A 16,667-nucleotide genomic window follows, 5' to 3' on the forward strand; every position below is an offset into this window, starting at 1 on the left:
CTTGGGCGGTCACTTGTGCCCGACCGAGCCCGCGGCTGCGTGCTGGGCGGGCTGGTGGTGCCCGGGGGCCATGCGGAAGGTCACGCCGAACCGGTTCCACGCGTTGATCACCGCGATCGCCGAGATCAGCTGAGCCAGCTCGGCCTCCTCGAAGTGCTTGGCGGCCCGCTCGTACACCTCGTCGGGCACGAAGCCGTCCGTGAGGACGGTCACCGCTTCGGTCAGCTCCAGGGCGGCGATCTCCTTCTCGGTGTAGAAGTGCCGCGACTCGTCCCAGGCGCTGAGCTGAATGACCCGCTCGACGCTCTCACCCGCCGCGATCGCGTCCTTGCTGTGCATGTCGACGCAGAACGCGCAGTGGTTGATCTGCGACGCGCGGATCTTCACCAGCTCGTACAGCCTGTGGTCCAGGCCCTGCTTGGCGGCGGTGTCGAGCCGGATCATCGCCTTGTAGACGTCGGGGGCGAGCTGGGCCCACTGCAGGCGGGCGGGGCGTTCGGGGGCGTACTCGATCGTCGAGGCCGAGGTCGAGGTCGAGGTCGAGGTCGAGGTACTGGTCGAGGTCGAGGTCAAGGTCGTGTCCGTCGTCGTCATGATCTCGACCCTAGGAGTGAAGCAGCCCAGGAGTATGGTCCACTTCCATGCCGAAACCTTGGGCCACTCTGGGCGTCGACCTCCACCTGGAACCGGCGGGAGGGGGCCTGCGCCGGGGCCTGACAGACGCCCTGCGCGAAGCCGTCCGCACCGGCCGCCTCGCCCCGGGCACCCGCCTGCCCTCCTCCCGCTCCCTCGCCGCCGACCTGGGCATCGCCCGCAACACGGTCGCCGAGGCCTACGCCGAACTGGTGGCCGAGGGCTGGCTCACCGCCCGCCAGGGCTCGGGCACGAGGGTGGCCGACCGGGAGGTGATCCCGCCGACGGGAGGGGCGACGGGAGGGGCGGGAGGGGCGACGGCTTCGGGCGGAGGGCCCGCTTCCGGCGCAAGGCCCGCACCCGGCACCGGATCCGCCCCCGGTTCCACGTCCGCCCCTGGCGGTGTCGGCACCGCACCCCGCGCGATCGCCCCACCTCACGCCCCCGCCCGATCCTTCACGACTCCCCGTCCGGAGCGCCCACGCCCCGCCTACGACCTCGTCCCCGGCACCCCCGACCTCTCCGCCTTCCCCCGCACGGAGTGGCTCAAGGCGGCCCGCCGTGCCTTCCTCGCCGCCCCGAACCACGCCCTCGGCTACGGCGACCCGCGCGGCCGCGTCGAGTTGCGCACCGCCCTCGCCGGCTACCTCTCCCGAGCCCGCGGCGTCCGCGCCGACCCCGACCACATCATCGTGTGCGCCGGTTTCGCTCACGGCCTGCATCTGCTCGCCACCGTGCTACGGGCGCGCGGCCTGAAGACGGTGGCGGTGGAGTCGTACGGCCTACCACCCCACTGGAGGCAGCTGACGAGAGCGGGCCTGTCCACCACCCCGCTGCCCTTCGACGAACTGGGCACAAACCCGGGGCAGTTGAGCGACGAGGGGGCGGCCCTCCTCACCCCCGCCCACCAGTTCCCGATGGGAGTGCCCCTGCACCGCGACCGCCGGGCCACGGTGGTCGACTGGGCGCGCCGCACCGGCGGAGTGGTCCTGGAGGACGACTACGACGGAGAGTTCCGCTACGACCGCCAGCCCGTCGGCGCACTCCAGGGCCTTGACCCCGACCGCGTCGTCTACCTCGGTACGGCCAGCAAGTCCCTCGCCCCCGGCCTGCGCCTGGGCTGGATGGTGGTGCCGCCGGCCCTGCTGGAGGAGGTGACGGAGGCGAAGGGCGGCGTGGACACCTGCGGCGCCCCGGACCAGCTGACCCTGGCGGAGTTCCTCACCTCCGGCGCCTACGACCGCCACGTCCGCGCCGCCCGCCTGCGCTACCGCCGCCGCAGAGACGCCCTTGTCCGCACCATCGCCACCCACGCCCCCCATCTCCAGGTCACCGGCATCGCCGCCGGCCTCCACGCCGTCCTCCGCCTCCCACCCGGCACGGAACAGTCCGTCACCCAGGCAGCAACCTGGCAGGGCCTGGCCCTGCACGGCCTGACCGCCTACCGCCACGAGTCGGCGACGGTGCCCCCGCTGGACGCCCTGGTCGTGGGGTACGGGACCCCGCCGGATCATGCGTGGGCGGGGGCGTTGGAGGCGTTGGGGAGGGTGTTGCCGTGAGGGGGGGAGGGTTTGCTCGGGTGCCGGGTGCCGGGTGCCGGGTGCCGGGTGCTGGGTCCGGGGTGCGGAGCACGGGGCACGGGTGCGGAGTTGCGGGGCACGGGGTGCGGGGTGCGGGCACGGAGTTGCGGGGCACGGGGTGTGGGGTGCGGAGCGTGAGCCGTGGTGTGCGGCGCCGGTACAGGCATTTCGGCCAGTCCGGCGTTTGAGGACGAGGCCCGTGCAGGGCTGACAGCTCAGTCGGCCACCCGAGCCCGCCCCTCCCCGTCCCCGTACCCGTCTCCTTCCCCGCCGGCGGCAACCGGCGCCTCCCCGAACCGCGCCAACGCCAACGCCCCCACCACCGACACCACAAACCCCAGCACCGCCAGCCAGGCCAACCCCTCCCGCGTGCGATCCCCCAACCACACCACCCCGACCAGCGCCGGCCCCACCGTCTCCCCGATCACCATCGCCGCCGTCGCAGTCGTCACAGACCCCCGCTGCAACGCCGACGTCAAGGCCAGAAACGCAGCCCCGCCCCCGAGCAACAGCGCATACGTCGCCGGATTGGCCAAGAGCTCCGGCACCGCCACCGAGTCGATCAACCGCACGGCCACCTCCACCACCCCGAACCCGAACCCCGCGGCCAACCCCAGCACCAACCCCCGCCCCCGCTCGGGCAACCGCCCACCTGCCAGCCCGACCCCCAGCACCGCCAAAGCCACCCCGAGCATCGCGAACCTGAGCGCGTCCGACCCCTCCCCATCCCCTTCCGCGCCCGAGGCGAGCCCCAGCATCGCGAGCCCGGCGCACACCACCCCCACCGCGGCCCACTCGCTGCGCCGCAACCGCACCCGCAGCAACCGCGCCGCGACGACCGCCGTCACCGCGAGACTGGACGCCAACGCCGCCCCGACGGCGTAGATGGGAAGCGACCGCAGGGCGACGACCTGCAACACGAACCCCAGCCCGTCCAGGGCCAGCCCGGCGAGATATCGCCACTGCCGAAGCGCCCGCAGCAGCACCCCCGCCTCGCCACCCCGGCCGCCCTGCGCACTCGCCGTCCGCGCGGCCATCGCCTGAAGGACGGTGGCCGTACCGAAACAGACCGCCGCACCCAGCGCACACAACATCCCAAACAGCACAAACCGACTCTAGGTGAGCGGTCGAAGGGCAGCCCCTCGACAGCCCCACACGAAACGATCTCGAGACTGTCCGCCGGACGAGTAACAACCGGATCATCGGATTGATTGGGTTCATCGGATCAGTCGGATTGTTCGGGAACGGCGGGAACAACGGGAACCTCGGGGGAGACCCACATGGCGGAAACACGACGCAGGCTGCGCTCCAGCACAGTCGTACTCGGCGGCATGGGAGTCATTGCCGCGGCCCTCACCTCATGCAGCTCGGACCCGGACCGCCGCTGCGTCGACACCGCATGTGCCTGACGGCGGCCGAGCACATCGTCGCCGAGAACCGCTTCGCCGACCTCGGCATCACCGATCCGCGCATCGTGCACGCGGTCACCGAAGCCTGGCACCGCCGCGCCGAACTGCCCTCCGTTTACGGCCGCTTTGACCTCCGCCACGACGGCACCGGCCCGGCGAAACTCCTGGAGTACAACGCCGACACCCCCACGTCCCTCGTCGAGGCCGCCGCTTCCGGCGGAAACCGGACGGCCGACGGCGCCGGTTCACATCCCGAGCACACCCCGCAACTGGGCGAGCCCCCAGTCCAGATCCTCCTTCCCGATCACCAGCGGCGGCGAGATGCGGATCGTCGCCATGGGGGCACCGCCCACGCCTTTGAGGCTGTGAGGGAGGGTGTCCTTCACCAGCACACCGCGCTCCATCAGCTGCTCCGACACCTCCCGCCCCGTGCCGTACATCCGGGCGATGTCGACCCCGGCCCACAGCCCGCGCCCCCGCACCGCGGTCACCCGCCCCGTCCCGGCCAACAGGCCCAGCTCCCGGTGCAGATGCGCGCCGAGCTGCGTCGCCCGCTCCTGGAACTCGCCCGTCCGCAGCATCGCGATCACCTCCAGCGCCACCGCACAGGCCAGCGGATTCCCGCCGAACGTCGACCCGTGCTCCCCGGGCCGGAACACCCCGAGCACAGCGGCCGACGACACGACCGCCGACACCGGCACGACCCCGCCCCCGAGCGCCTTCCCGAGCACATACACATCCGGCACCACCCCCTCGTGCTCGCACGCGAACGTCCGGCCCGTGCGCCCCAGCCCCGACTGGATCTCGTCCGCCATGAACAGCACGTTCCGCTCCCGAGTCAGCTCCCGCACCGCCGGCAGATAACCGGCCGGCGGAACGAGCACCCCCGCCTCGCCCTGGATCGGCTCCAGCAGCACCGCCACCGTGTTCTCCGTCAACGCCTCCCGCATCGCCGTCAGATCCCCGTACGGCACGATCTCGAAGCCCGGCGTGTACGGCCCGAAGTCGGCCCGCGCCTCCGGGTCGGTGGAGAAGCTGATGATCGTCGTCGTACGGCCGTGGAAGTTGTTGCCCGCGACGACGACCTTCGCCATCTCCGCAGGCACCCCCTTGACCCGGTAGCCCCACTTCCGGGCGGTCTTCACCGCCGTCTCCACCGCCTCCGCCCCGGTGTTCACCGGCAGCACCATCTCCATCCCGCACAGCTCGGCGAGCTGCTCGCAGAACGCCGCGAACCGGTCGTGATGAAACGCCCGCGACGTCAGCGTCACCCGCTCCAGCTGCGCCTTCGCAGCGTCCACGATCCGCCGGTTGCCGTGCCCGAAGTTGAGCGCCGAATACCCGGCCAGCAGATCCAGATACCGCCGCCCCTCCACGTCCGTCATCCACGCCCCCTCCGCCGTCGCCACCACGACCGGCAGCGGGTGGTAGTTGTGGGCGCTGTGCGCGTCGACCGCGGCGATCAGGGATTCGGTGGTGCTCGACGTACTCACGGGCTCTCCGTTTCCGCTGCCACGAGGGCTCGCGCTGCGCCAGTCACGAGGCTCGTGGCCACTGTCTATTTCTGGCTGTTCGAGTGCTTTGCGGCCCTTCCTATCGTTGCTCGCATGGCGGACGCGGGACCATGCCGTGTCGGCGCGCCCGGTAGTCTGATCGACGGGCCGTGACTGGCGCGCTGGGATGGGACCGACCATCGGGGAGCGGCCCACTGGGCCTCGTCGTCCAGCACCGAGTGCCGTGCGCCTGGGCCGAACCGTGAACGCTGCACACGACGTCCGGAGGTCCCCATGCCAGCCGAGCCCCTCTCCAACGAGTCCACCGCCTTCCGTTCCGCCCTCGACGTGATCCGCGCCGTCGAGCCGCGCGTGGCCGACGCCATCGGCCAGGAGGTCGCCGACCAGCGCGAGATGCTCAAACTGATCGCCTCCGAGAACTACGCCTCCCCGGCCACCCTCCTGGCGATGGGCAACTGGTTCAGCGACAAGTACGCCGAGGGCACAGTCGGCCGCCGCTTCTACGCGGGCTGTCGCAACGTCGACACCGTCGAGTCCCTCGCCGCCGAGCACGCCCGCGAGCTCTTCGGCGCCCGCCACGCCTACGTCCAGCCCCACTCCGGCATCGACGCCAACCTTGTCGCCTTCTGGGCCGTCCTCGCCGCCCGCGTCGAGGCCCCCGCCCTGGAGAAGTCCGGCGTCCGCCAGGTCAACGACCTCACCGAGGCCGACTGGGCCGAGCTCCGCCAGGCCTTCGGCAACCAGCGCATGCTCGGCATGTCCCTGGACGCCGGCGGCCATCTCACCCACGGCTTCCGCCCGAACATCTCCGGCAAGATGTTCAACCAGCGCTCCTACGGCACCGACCCCACCACGGGCCTGATCGACTACGAGGCGCTGCGTGCCTCCGCCCGCGACTTCAAGCCGCTGATCATCGTCGCCGGCTACTCCGCCTACCCCCGTCTCGTGAACTTCCGGATCATGCGCGAGATCGCCGACGAGGTCGGTGCCACGCTCATGGTCGACATGGCCCACTTCGCGGGTCTCGTCGCCGGCAAGGTCCTGACCGGCGACTTCGACCCGGTCCCGCACGCCCAGATCGTCACCACCACCACTCACAAGTCGCTGCGCGGCCCGCGCGGCGGCATGGTCCTGTGCGACGACTCCCTCAAGGACCAGGTCGACCGCGGCTGCCCGATGGTCCTGGGCGGCCCGCTCCCGCACGTCATGGCCGCCAAGGCCGTCGCCCTGGCCGAGGCCCGCCAGGAGTCCTTCCGCGACTACGCCCAGCGCATCGTCGACAACTCCCGGGCGCTGGCCGAAGGCCTGATGCGCCGCGGCGCGACCCTCGTCACCGGCGGCACCGACAACCACCTCAACCTGATCGACGTCGCCTCCTCCTACGGCCTCACCGGCCGCCAGGCCGAGGCCGCGCTCCTCGAGTCCGGCATCGTCACCAATCGCAACGCCATCCCGGCCGACCCCAACGGCGCCTGGTACACCTCCGGCATCCGCATCGGCACCCCCGCCCTGACCACGCGTGGCCTGGGCACCGCGGAGATGGACGAGGTCGCCGCCCTCATCGACCGTGTCCTGACCACGACCGAGCCGGGCACCACCAGCAAGGGCGCCCCCTCCAAGGCTCAGCACATCCTGGACCCGAAGGTCGCCGACGAGATCTCCCACCGCGCGACCGACCTCGTGGCGGGCTTCCCGCTGTACCCGGAGGTAGACCTGGGCTGACGCCTCGGGCCTCGTCCTGACGCTCTCAGAGATCCAGGTCGATCAACTCATGGCGTGGTTCCTCCCGCGGCGGTCCGGCTCCCGGCCGGGCCGCCGCGCGGCGTATCAGCAGCGTGCCGCCCACTCCGGTCGCGAACCCGAGGGCCAGCCCCGCCACCGCCCACCCGGCATCACCGATCGCCGGGCCGGGCTGATCCACGGCACCAGTGGCCTCGACGAGCTGCTCGTCGGTCTCTCCGAGGAGACCTGCCAGGTCCAGCCGCTCGAAGACGGAGCGTGGCGCCCGGTGCCAGCGGATGTCGTCGTCCTCCACATCGGGAGCGAGATCCGAGCGCACCCAGGGTGTGCCGTCCCCGGCCACGAACAGCTGGTCCTGGCGCTGGATGGCCACGTCTCCTCCCGGCGGCCGATTCGTCCGGGGCCAGCCTCCAATCCCGGTCAGTCCCCAGATCACCGTGATGCGCATCTGCGGATGACGCCCCTCGACCCAGTCCTCGGACACCCGCTCCGTCCCGACATACGTCGGCTGCAGCAGCTGCCAGAGGCGGGCGAAGGCCGACTCGCCGGAGCGCAAGGTCGTCGTCCGTCCCGTGCCGCCCGCGACGACCACCGCCACATCGGGAACGTCCCGCCCCTGCGCCGGCCCCGCCGCGGCGGCCGTCGCTGTTCCGCACAGGACCAGCGCAGCCGACAGCGGGACGAGCAGCGCGAGCCGTGCCGTGCCACACCTGCCTGGCCTCCACCATCTCCACACTCTCCGTCCTCCGACGCGTGCCCCCACAACTCCCCCTCACGTCTCATCAGCCACATCAGTCCGCACAACGGGCTCACCGGTCCTTGCCCGGCAGGGCCTCCAAGCCCCGCCCCGGTCCGTGACCCACTTCTCAGGCCGCCCTCACACGTCGCGCAGCTCCTGCCTGGGCCCCGGCTCACCCCGCAAGCGCGCCAGAGTCAGCCGTGCGGCAAAGGGCCGCAGTACCAGCGCAAGCACCGCTCCGGCTGCGGCGCCCGGCAGCGCCCACCACCAGTCGGTGCCGTCACCCGACCCGGTTGACTGGGCCGGCGGCGCCTCGGTCGCGGTGTCCATGGCGTCGGTCGCAGTGCCGGACGAGTCCTGCGCGCCCTCGCCCTCTCCGGGTGCCTTCGACTGCGGAGGGACGGCCGCTGGGCTTCCCCCCGCCGAGGTCTTGCTCATCAGGCCCAGGTCCTTGAACAGGGTGCGCAGCTGGGACGGCTGCTCGGCGCGATGCCAGGTGCCGTTCGCCGGCTGGTTGCGGCCCACAGCGGTGTGTATCCAGACGTTCCGCCCGTCGTCCATCTCGTAGACCCGGTCGAGGCGCCACGGCGTCACGTCATGGGCCATCCATGTGACGCTGACCTGGTGGGCCGCCATGAGGTCGGCCTCGGGCGGCTTGTCCCGCGTGCCCCGGCCTACGGTGCCGAGCAGCCGGTCCAGCTCGCCGTACTCCTCGTCCGAGTAGTACAGCGAAGCCGTCTTCTGGCTCTCCGGCGAGGCCAGGAAGACGCTTGTCGGCCCTCCGGCCGAGGCGGGCGCCGCACCCCACAGCAGTAGGGCGAGTGTGGCGGCCAACGCCCCCGTCATGGCCGTCAGTTCACGACACCTGCTCCTCCAGCCGCCCCCGCGACCAGGCGGCCGATCTCCCGAGCTGCCGATCTCATGTCCCCACATCCGAACCCCCAAGTCGAGCGATGCCCGTCCGGCCCGTCCCCGAGCCGCATGTCACTTCTGGTACACCGCCCGACCCGTCGGGGTTCCCACCCTCGGCCCACCATTTCCGGACCGGTTCCTTCGGGGTCGGTCCTGCCTAATTCGAGGACACCTCAGCCGGCCTTTCGAGCGATCGCGCGATCTTCACCGCTCGGTCCTTCGACGCCACACCCTCCAGCCGCAGCGTCACGATCTCGCTCCCGGCCATGTGGGTCCACAGCAATGTCGGCCCGGACGTCCGCTCCTCGTGGGCATGGCGCCGGCCGCTCGCGTCCACCAGCCAGAAAGTCAGCAGGTGCGGTCGGGCGAACCACAAGGCCGGGTCGGTCGTGCCGCCGGTCGACGTGTCGGTGCCCAGGGAGATCCATTCCGGTGGTTCGCGCACCGTCTTGGCGAAGCCGGCGTCCAGGCTCGCCCGCCGCTCGTCCAGCCGTATCGTGCGCCCGTCCTCGCGCCAGCACAGGCTCACCACGACCCCTCCCTGCGGCTCACTCGTCACCGCGATCGTGTCCGGCATGCCGAGCCCCTCCGGCACCGGCGGCTCGAACCCGGCCCGGCGCTCCGCCTCGGCGAGCGACACCGAGCGGCCGCAGCCGGGAACCTCGGCGCCGGGCGTGGGGACGGCGGACGGGTCGTACCGCACCTCGACCCCGGCGAAGTCGAACCAGTCGAACACCGCAGCCCGCACCGGGGGCGTGAGCACAAGCACCGCCAGCAGGCCGCACAGGGCCGCCGTCAGCGAACGCCACCGCATCCGCGTCCAGCGGCGCAGCGCCCGCAGCCGTTCCGCGGCGCCCGGTGGCTCGGCCACCGGAACCGGTACCTGCTCGGCGAGCAGCTGCCCCAGCACCCGCTCGACCATCGTCTCAGCGCCGTCCGCCGCGCCCGGCGCGTGCAGCGAACGCCCGAGTGCCCGCAGCTCCGCGGGAAGCCCTTCGGCGGCGTCGCGTCGGCCGCGATCACCGGTGCCCGCGCTGCCGGCTCCCCGACCGCTCCGACCGGCGCCGGTGCCGGCCCCGGCGCCGTCGCGCCCGTACGTACGCCGTCCGTCACCCTCACCCTCGGACGCCCCCGGACCGTCGCCGTCGTACGGCCTCCGTCCGTCACCCATGCTCATCACCCCCTTCCCGCGGCTGAAAATCGGGCAGCAAGCGCCCCAGCTTCCGCAGCGCGCGGTTCAGCCGGGATTTCACCGTCCCCCGGGGCCAGCCCAGGGCCTGGGCCGTCTCGGACTCGTCCATCTCCAGGAGATAGCGGTAGGTCACGACCAGGCGATGCTCCTCGCTCAGCTTCTCCAGGGCGGACTGCAGCGCGACACGGCGCTCTATCTCCAGCGCGGCCACCGCCGGGTCCGCCGACTCCGCTATCAGGGGCTCCGCCTCCACGAATGCCGCCTCGCGCCCGGCGAGCGAGCGCTGGCGGGCCGCCGTGCGCACTGTGTTCCTCGTCTCATTGGCCACGATCGCGAGCAGCCACGGCTTGAACGCCGAGCCGTCCTTGAACCGTCCCAGCGAGCAGTACGCCTTGACGAAGGCCTGCTGCACCACGTCCTCCGTGTCCGCACCCGCCCCGAGCGCGGCGGCCGCTCTGAGCGCGATGCCCGTATGGGCTCGCACCAGCTGCGCATACGCCTCCGGCTCTCCGGCGCGTACGCGTGCGATCACCGCGGCCTCATCGACGATGCGGCCCCCTCCCGCGTTCTCACATTCTTGGTACACCGCCCGGACCGGATCGGTTCCCACCCGTGTCGCATCTGTTTCCGTGCCGTTCCGGATCGGCCCCCGACACCTGAGAGAATGGTGAACATGGCCTCTGATCGACCCCGCGTGCTCTCCGGAATCCAGCCCACCGCAGGCTCGTTCCACCTCGGCAACTACCTCGGCGCCGTCCGCCAGTGGGTGGCCTTGCAGGAGACCCACGACGCGTTCTACATGGTCGTCGACCTGCACGCGATCACGCTCCCGCAGGACCCCGCGGACCTGCGCGCCAATACCCGGCTCGCCGCCGCCCAGCTCCTCGCCGCCGGCCTCGACCCCGAGCGCTGCACGCTCTTCGTCCAGAGCCATGTCCCCGAGCACGCCCAGCTCGCCTGGGTCATGAACTGCCTCACCGGCTTCGGCGAGGCGTCCCGCATGACCCAGTTCAAGGACAAGTCCGCCAAGCAGGGCGCGGACCGGGCGTCCGTCGGCCTGTTCACGTACCCGATCCTCCAGGTCGCGGACATCCTGCTGTACCAGGCCAACGAGGTCCCGGTCGGCGAGGACCAGCGCCAGCACATCGAGCTCACCCGCGACCTCGCCGAGCGCTTCAACGGCCGCTTCGGCCGGACCTTCACCGTCCCGAAGCCGTACATCCTCAAGGAGACGGCGAAGATCTACGACCTTCAGGACCCGTCGATCAAGATGAGCAAGTCGGCGTCCACGCCGAAGGGCCTCATCAACCTGCTCGACGAGCCCAAGGCCACCGCCAAGAAGGTCAAGAGCGCGGTCACCGACACCGACACCGTCATCCGCTACGACGTCGCGAACAAGCCGGGTGTCAGCAACCTGCTCACGATCTACTCGACCCTCACCGGGGCGGGAATCGCGGAACTGGAGCAGAAGTACGACGGCAAGGGCTACGGTGCGCTCAAGACGGACCTCGCCGAGGTCATGGTCGAGTTCGTGACGCCGTTCCGGGAGCGGACCCAGCAGTACCTGGACGACCCGGAGACGCTGGACTCGATCCTGGCCAAGGGCGCGGAGAAAGCGCGTGCCGTCGCCGCGGAGACGCTCTCCCAGGCGTACGACAGGGTGGGCTTCCTGCCCGCCAAGCACTGAGCCCGCGCCACGGCAGGCGACCGGAACACGGCCGTACCACCGCACAGCGCTGCACATCACTACGGTTGCGCCTGCCCGCAGCACTGCCGTGGCCGTACAGTCGATAGCCGAGCGACCGTATCGGCGGCCGCTCACGCTCACCAACAGGGGTATGAGCTCACAACAGGACGAGCCTCGCGATGCGCGAGCTCACCGACAGACGACAGGAGACGACGTGGGGACCGTAACGATCGGCGTGTCGATCGCGGTCCCGGAGCCTCACGGCAGCCTGCTCCAGGAGCGGCGCGCGGGCTTCGGCGACGCCGCGGCTCACGGCATCCCCACGCACGTCACACTGCTGCCGCCGACAGAGGTCGACGCCTCGCTGCTGCACGCGATCGAGGCGCACCTCGTCGAGGTCGCGGCCGCCGGCCGCCCCTTCCCGATGCGGCTGTCCGGGACCGGCACCTTCCGGCCCCTCTCGCCGGTCGTCTTCGTCCAGGTCGTCGAGGGCGCCGCGGCCTGCACCTGGCTGCAGAAGCAGATCCGCCATGCCTCCGGGCCGGTCGCCCGCGAACTGCTGTTCCCGTACCACCCGCATGTCACCGTCGCGCACGGCATCGACGAGGCGTCGATGGACCGCGCCTTCGAGGAGCTGGCCGATTACCAGGCCGCGTGGTCCTGCAACGGCTTCGCCCTCTACGAGCAGGGCGCCGACGGCGTGTGGCGCAGGCTGAGGGACTTCGCCTTCGGCGGCTCCGTGGTGCCGCCGCAGGCGGGGGCGGTGGAGCGCGGGTCCATCCCGGCGGGGTAGCTCCGCTGGTTTGGCGGGGGCGGTTGGTCGTTGGCTGCGGGTTCGTGTTCGTGGTGGTTGGTTGCGCAGTTCCCCGCGCCCCTGGGGGTTGTCGGGGCGGGGTATTGATGCGACGCCCCAGTTGGTTTCGCTGGTGGTGCTGGGTCGTTGATTGGCTGCGGGCTTGTGGTGGCTGGTTGCGCAGTTCCCCGCGCCCCTAGGGGCGTTGCCGGGCCGCGGTGTTGGTGCGGTGGCGCCATTTTGGCTTCGCTGGTGGTGCTGGGTCGTTGATTGGCTGCGGGTTCGTGTTCGTGGTGGCTGGTTGCGCAGTTCCCCGCGCCCCTAGGGGCGTTGACGGGCCGCGGTATTGGTGCGGTGGCCCCTCTTCGCCGGCGGGCTTGTGGTGGCCGGTCGCGTGGTTTCCCGCGCCCCTAGGGGGTTGCAGCGGGGCCTAGATCGGCAGGCGGCGGAACATTGCTCGGGGTACGTGTCGCAGGGCTGACATCACCAGCCTGAGTGCGCCCGGGACCCACACCGTCTCCGAGCGGCGCCGTAGGCCCACTTCGATTGCCGTCGCGACCGCCTCCGGGGTGGTCGCGAGCGGGGTTTCCTCCAGGCCGGCGGTCATCTTGGACCGTACGAATCCGGGTCGGACGATCATGACGTGGACGCCGGTGCCGTGCAGGGCGTCGCCAAGGCCCTGGGTGAAGGCGTCGAGGCCGGCCTTGCTGGAGCCGTAGATGAAGTTGGCGCGCCGGGCCCGCTCGCCGGCGACCGAGGACAGGACGACCAGGGAGCCGTGGCCCTGGTTCTGGAGGGCGCTCGCGCTGACCAGGGTCGCCGACACGGCACCCGTGTAGTTGGTCTGGGCGACCCGCACCGCGCTCAGCGGCTCGCGCTCGTCGTGGGCCTGGTCGCCGAGGATCCCGAAGGCGAGCAGCACCATGTCGATGTCGCCCTCCGCGAAGACCTTGCCGAGCGCCGTCTCGTGGGACTCGGGGTCGAGCGCGTCGAAGGCCACCGTGTGGACGTCGGCCCCCAGAGCGCGCAGATCGGCCGCGGACTGCTCCAGGGCGGGCGACGGGCGGCCGGCCAGCCAGATCGTGCGGGTACGGCGCGCGATCATGCGGCGTGCGGTGGCCAGCGCGATCTCGGACGTACCGCCGAGGACGAGCAGGGACTGGGGGAGGCCGAAGGCGTCCTTCACGACAGCTCCTAGGGATCTGAGGGTCCGGGGGATGAGGGGGTGACGGTGCGAGAGGTCCGTACGGTGCGAGAGGTCCGTTGGTCGGTGCTACAGGCTCAGGCGGCGGGCCAGGTCGGACACGAACACGCCGTGCGGGTCCACCTCCGCGCGCAGCGCGCGGAAGGCGTTCAGGCGGGGGTACATCGCGGCGAGCAACTCGGGCCGCAGCCGGGAGTCCTTGGCGAGGTACACGCGCCCGCCCGCCGCGGCCACCTCCTCGTCCAGCGCGTCGAGGAGAGTGCCGAGGCCGGGCAGACCGGCCGGGATGTCCAGGGCCAGGGTCCAGCCGGGCGCGGGGAAGGAGAGCCAGCCGGGGTCGGCCTCCCCGAAGCGTTTGAGGACGGCCAGGAAGGACGGGCAGCGGTGCTCGGAGATGCGCCGCACGATCCGGCGAAGCGTCTCCTCCTGGCCGTGTCCGACGACGAACTGGTACTGCACGAAGCCGCCCCGGCCGTAGATCCGGTTCCAGTGCGGGACGCCGTCCAGCGGGTGGAAGAAGGCGGAGAGCCGCTGCAGTTCGCCGGTACGCGCGCGTGGCGCCTTGCGGTACCAGAACTCGTTGAACCAACCCACGGTACGGCGGTTCAGCAGGCCCTCCGGCAGGAACGCGGGCGCGGCCGGCAGACGGGAGGGGCGGAAGGCGAGCGGGTCTCGCCACGCGCGTGTGCCCTCGCGCAGCGCCTCCAGGGGCGCGTGGTCGCCGCGGGTGAGCACTGCGCGCCCCGTCGTCGCGCCGCGTGCCAGCAGGTCGATCCACGCCACCGAGTAGCGGTAGTGGTCGTCGGTGGCGGCGAGGCGGGCCATGAGGTCGTCGAGGTCCAGCGCGCGTTCCGTGTCGACCGACATCAGCGAGGTCTGCACCGGCTGGAGTTGGAGCGTGGCCGTAAGGATCACGCCGGTCAGGCCCATGCCGCCGGTGGTCGCGTCGAACAGGGGCGTACCGCGCCGGACGGTGCGGATCTCGCCGTCGGCGGTGAGGAGTTCCAGTGACAGGACGTGCCGGGAGAAGGCGCCCGAGACGTGGTGGTTCTTGCCGTGGATGTCGGCCCCGATGGCGCCGCCGACCGTCACATAGCGGGTGCCGGGCGTCACCGGCACGAACCAGCCGAGCGGAAGCAGCACTTCCATGAGCCGGTGCAGGGAGACGCCCGCGTCGCAGGCCACGATGCCGCCGTCGGCGTCGATCGCGTGGATGTGGTCCAGGCCGGTCATGTCGAACACCGCGCCCCCGGCGTTCTGCGCCGCGTCCCCGTACGCCCGCCCCAGGCCCCTCGGGATGCCTCCGCGCGCCCCGCAGCCCCGGACGGCGGCCGCCGCCTCCTCGTACGTCCTGGGGCGGATCAGGCGGGCTGTCGTGGGGGCGGTGCGGCCCCATCCCGTGACGGAGACGGTGTCGGCAGGCATGTCGGCGACCGTAGCGCCCGTCTCTGAGGGATTACTTCTGAAACATCCAGCTTCTCCCCGAAATGGGTGATTAATGGGATGTCGCTCAATATTGCCGTAATTCTGGCCCTGTGGGCGTGAACAGTGAGTCCACATGGACCAGCTCGACGACATCGATCAGCGAAGCCTTCGGGGCGCGGACCGCCGAATCCTTTCCGCACTTCATGCCCGTGGCGGCGACCCACGGGTCGCCGCCGCCGCTCGTGCCCTCTCCCGGGCGGGCGAGCACGGCGCGCTGTGGCTGGCGGCAGGCGTCGCGGGGGCCGCTGTGGACGGTGCGCGACGTGGCGCATGGTTGCGCGGGACGGCGCTCACCGCGGGTGCGCACCTCGTCAGCATGGGTGTGAAACGGGTGGTGTGCCGCCCGCGTCCGGCGCATGTCGAGCCCCTGGTGCGCACACTGGGCAGGCACTCCTTCCCCAGCTCCCACGCGGCCTCCGCGGCGGCTGCCGCCGTCGCCTACGGCGCGCTCGGCGCGCACATGATCGTGCCGCTCGCCGCCGCGATGTGCGTGTCGCGCCTGGTCGTCGGGGTGCACTACCCCTCGGACGTGGCGGCAGGCGTGGCGCTCGGGGCGCTCACGGCGCGCGCCGGGGCGCGCTGGATGAGCACGGGGGACGCCCGTGCCTGAGACCGCGCACCTGACAAGCGCCGCGCGCATCAGGCAGGCGGCGCTCCACGAGCAGCGCACACCCCCGCGGCGGGCCGTACCGCCACCCCCCAGAGGCGGCCTCCACGCGCTGCTGAAAGGCCTCCTCAAGACCGCGCGCCCCAAGCAGTGGATCAAGAACATCCTGGTCATCGCCGCCCCGGCAGCCGCCGGTCGGCTCTTCTCGGCCCACGCCCTCACTCAACTCGGCCTCGTCTTCGCCCTCTTCACCGCCAGTGCCGCCGCCGTCTACCTGATCAACGATGCCCGCGACGCCGAGGCGGACCGCGCGCACCCCACCAAGCGCCACCGCCCGGTCGCCGCCGGACAGGTCCCCGTGCCGGTCGCCTACGCCGTCGGAGGCACCCTTGCCGCCCTCGCGCCGACCGCCGCGGCCTGGTTGACCTCACCGGCCGCCGCGGCCCTTCTCGCGGCGTACATCGGCATGCAACTGGCGTACTGCGTCAGCCTCAAGCACGTCCTGGTCGTCGACCTCGCCGTCGTCACGACCGGATTCCTGATGCGGGCGATGATCGGCGGGCTCGCGCTGGGCATCCCGCTGTCGCGCTGGTTCCTGATCACGACCGGGTTCGGGGCGCTGTTCATGGTGTCGGCCAAGCGGTACTCCGAAGCCGTGCAGATGGCCGGGAAAGCGGGCGCCACGCGCGCGTTGCTCACCGAGTACACCACCGGCTATCTGCGCTTCGTCTGGCAGCTGGCGGCCGGGGTCGCCGTGCTCGCCTACTGCCTGTGGGCCCTGGAGGAGGGCGGCGTCCCGCACGCGAGCGTGCTGCCCTGGCGCCAGCTGTCCATGGTCGCCTTCATCCTCGCCATCCTGCGCTACGCCGTCTTCGCCGACCGCGGTACCGCGGGCGAACCCGAGGACGTCGTCCTGCGCGACCGCGCGCTCGCCCTCATCGGCGTGGTGTGGCTGGCCATGTACGGGTTGGCGGTGGCCAATTGGTAGGCACGCGTGTGTGGAGGGGGCCGGCGCGAAGTGGCCGGCACACGTGCGTGGGAAGGCGGGGGCGAGGGGATCGGGGCGCCTGTGGCTGAGCTCGGGGGTGACGGGGATGGCCTGCGTGAGGGGGAGAGCGGGGGTGAGGGAGTCGGCACGCGTGTGGGCGAGCCCTGGGGTGAGGCGGGGAGTA

Annotated in this window: 15 protein-coding genes, 1 pseudogene and 1 riboswitch; of the genes and pseudogenes, 7 read left to right on the forward strand and 9 right to left on the reverse strand. The window is 71.7% G+C overall.

What is annotated here, in order from left to right:
* Positions 1–9 precede the first annotated feature (9 nt).
* Positions 10–594: a carboxymuconolactone decarboxylase family protein gene (locus ACZ7L5_RS38995; RefSeq protein ID WP_471523125.1), complete on the reverse strand. Its 585-nt coding sequence runs from the start codon at positions 592–594 to the stop codon at positions 10–12.
* Between the two features lie 47 nt (positions 595–641).
* Between ACZ7L5_RS38995 and ACZ7L5_RS39000 the strand changes: the two genes are divergently transcribed.
* Positions 642–2,192 (forward strand): aminotransferase-like domain-containing protein, encoded by a 1,551-nt coding sequence (locus tag ACZ7L5_RS39000; RefSeq protein WP_471523127.1) that lies wholly within the window; start codon positions 642–644, stop codon positions 2,190–2,192.
* Between the two features lie 236 nt (positions 2,193–2,428).
* On the opposite strand, the gene ACZ7L5_RS39005 is transcribed toward ACZ7L5_RS39000, so the two are convergent.
* Positions 2,429–3,307 carry a DMT family protein gene (locus ACZ7L5_RS39005; RefSeq protein ID WP_471523290.1) on the reverse strand — a complete coding sequence of 293 codons (879 nt, stop codon included), beginning with the start codon at positions 3,305–3,307 and terminating at the stop codon, positions 2,429–2,431.
* A gap of 299 nt (positions 3,308–3,606) precedes the next feature.
* Here ACZ7L5_RS39005 and ACZ7L5_RS39010 point away from each other — a divergent pair.
* A pseudogene (locus ACZ7L5_RS39010) lies at positions 3,607–3,834 on the forward strand (glutathionylspermidine synthase family protein); the annotation flags it as partial.
* A 33-nt stretch (positions 3,835–3,867) separates the two neighbouring features.
* On the opposite strand, the gene rocD reads toward ACZ7L5_RS39010, so the two are convergent.
* Positions 3,868–5,115 (reverse strand): ornithine--oxo-acid transaminase, encoded by a 1,248-nt coding sequence (gene rocD, locus ACZ7L5_RS39015; protein ID WP_328879783.1) that lies wholly within the window; start codon positions 5,113–5,115, stop codon positions 3,868–3,870.
* 160 nt (positions 5,116–5,275) lie between these two features.
* Positions 5,276–5,378, forward strand: a riboswitch (ZMP/ZTP riboswitch).
* Between the two features lie 31 nt (positions 5,379–5,409).
* Between rocD and ACZ7L5_RS39020 the strand changes: the two genes are divergently transcribed.
* Positions 5,410–6,858: a glycine hydroxymethyltransferase gene (locus ACZ7L5_RS39020; RefSeq protein ID WP_471523129.1), complete on the forward strand. Its 1,449-nt coding sequence runs from the start codon at positions 5,410–5,412 to the stop codon at positions 6,856–6,858.
* A 25-nt stretch (positions 6,859–6,883) separates the two neighbouring features.
* Here ACZ7L5_RS39020 and ACZ7L5_RS39025 read toward each other — a convergent pair whose 3' ends face one another.
* The 4 genes from ACZ7L5_RS39025 to ACZ7L5_RS39040 form a co-directional block, all read right to left on the reverse strand.
* Positions 6,884–7,612 (reverse strand): hypothetical protein, encoded by a 729-nt coding sequence (locus tag ACZ7L5_RS39025; RefSeq protein WP_471523131.1) that lies wholly within the window; start codon positions 7,610–7,612, stop codon positions 6,884–6,886.
* 141 nt (positions 7,613–7,753) lie between these two features.
* Positions 7,754–8,461 (reverse strand): hypothetical protein, encoded by a 708-nt coding sequence (locus ACZ7L5_RS39030; RefSeq protein ID WP_471523133.1) that lies wholly within the window; start codon positions 8,459–8,461, stop codon positions 7,754–7,756.
* Positions 8,462–8,684: 223 nt separating this feature from the next.
* Positions 8,685–9,698, reverse strand: coding sequence for a hypothetical protein (locus ACZ7L5_RS39035; protein WP_471523135.1), 1,014 nt, complete (start codon positions 9,696–9,698; stop codon positions 8,685–8,687).
* Complete coding sequence (locus ACZ7L5_RS39040) at positions 9,691–10,251, reverse strand: RNA polymerase sigma factor (protein WP_471523137.1); 561 nt, start codon at positions 10,249–10,251, stop codon at positions 9,691–9,693. The genes ACZ7L5_RS39035 and ACZ7L5_RS39040 overlap by 8 nt, the downstream gene beginning before the upstream one ends.
* A gap of 141 nt (positions 10,252–10,392) precedes the next feature.
* Between ACZ7L5_RS39040 and trpS the strand changes: the two genes are divergently transcribed.
* The gene (trpS, locus tag ACZ7L5_RS39045; RefSeq protein ID WP_365061256.1) at positions 10,393–11,406 is read left to right on the forward strand and encodes a tryptophan--tRNA ligase; all 1,014 of its coding nucleotides are present in this window, start codon (positions 10,393–10,395) and stop codon (positions 11,404–11,406) included.
* 214 nt (positions 11,407–11,620) lie between these two features.
* Positions 11,621–12,199, forward strand: coding sequence for a 2'-5' RNA ligase family protein (locus ACZ7L5_RS39050; RefSeq protein WP_365061255.1), 579 nt, complete (start codon positions 11,621–11,623; stop codon positions 12,197–12,199).
* A gap of 430 nt (positions 12,200–12,629) precedes the next feature.
* Here the strand turns inward: ACZ7L5_RS39050 and ACZ7L5_RS39055 are convergent, their stop codons facing one another.
* Together ACZ7L5_RS39055 and ACZ7L5_RS39060 are read right to left on the reverse strand one after the other, a co-directional pair.
* Complete coding sequence (locus tag ACZ7L5_RS39055; RefSeq protein WP_471523140.1) at positions 12,630–13,385, reverse strand: decaprenylphospho-beta-D-erythro-pentofuranosid-2-ulose 2-reductase; 756 nt, start codon at positions 13,383–13,385, stop codon at positions 12,630–12,632.
* 87 nt (positions 13,386–13,472) lie between these two features.
* A complete protein-coding gene (locus ACZ7L5_RS39060) occupies positions 13,473–14,828 on the reverse strand; it encodes an FAD-binding oxidoreductase (RefSeq protein WP_471523142.1) in 1,356 nt (451 codons plus the stop codon).
* Positions 14,829–14,961: 133 nt separating this feature from the next.
* On the opposite strand from ACZ7L5_RS39060, the gene ACZ7L5_RS39065 reads away from it, so the two are divergent.
* Both ACZ7L5_RS39065 and ACZ7L5_RS39070 read left to right on the forward strand, forming a co-directional pair.
* A complete protein-coding gene (locus ACZ7L5_RS39065; protein WP_471523144.1) occupies positions 14,962–15,498 on the forward strand; it encodes a phosphatase PAP2 family protein in 537 nt (178 codons plus the stop codon).
* Complete coding sequence (locus ACZ7L5_RS39070; protein WP_471523146.1) at positions 15,491–16,483, forward strand: decaprenyl-phosphate phosphoribosyltransferase; 993 nt, start codon at positions 15,491–15,493, stop codon at positions 16,481–16,483. The genes ACZ7L5_RS39065 and ACZ7L5_RS39070 overlap by 8 nt, the downstream gene beginning before the upstream one ends.
* The last annotated feature ends 184 nt before the right edge of the window (positions 16,484–16,667 follow it).

It is taken from the genome of Streptomyces sp. NPDC107528, assembly GCF_055639295.1.

Coding starts and splice junctions, on each gene's coding strand:
- ACZ7L5_RS38995 (WP_471523125.1), bottom strand. CDS start 594: ATGACGACGACGGACACGACCTTGACCTCGACCTCGACCAGTACCTCG.
- ACZ7L5_RS39000 (WP_471523127.1), top strand. CDS start 642: ATGCCGAAACCTTGGGCCACTCTGGGCGTCGACCTCCACCTGGAACCG.
- ACZ7L5_RS39005 (WP_471523290.1), bottom strand. CDS start 3,307: ATGTTGTGTGCGCTGGGTGCGGCGGTCTGTTTCGGTACGGCCACCGTC.
- ACZ7L5_RS39020 (WP_471523129.1), top strand. CDS start 5,410: ATGCCAGCCGAGCCCCTCTCCAACGAGTCCACCGCCTTCCGTTCCGCC.
- ACZ7L5_RS39030 (WP_471523133.1), bottom strand. CDS start 8,461: ATGACGGGGGCGTTGGCCGCCACACTCGCCCTACTGCTGTGGGGTGCG.
- ACZ7L5_RS39035 (WP_471523135.1), bottom strand. CDS start 9,698: ATGGGTGACGGACGGAGGCCGTACGACGGCGACGGTCCGGGGGCGTCC.
- trpS (WP_365061256.1), top strand. CDS start 10,393: ATGGCCTCTGATCGACCCCGCGTGCTCTCCGGAATCCAGCCCACCGCA.
- ACZ7L5_RS39060 (WP_471523142.1), bottom strand. CDS start 14,828: ATGCCTGCCGACACCGTCTCCGTCACGGGATGGGGCCGCACCGCCCCC.
- ACZ7L5_RS39065 (WP_471523144.1), top strand. CDS start 14,962: ATGGACCAGCTCGACGACATCGATCAGCGAAGCCTTCGGGGCGCGGAC.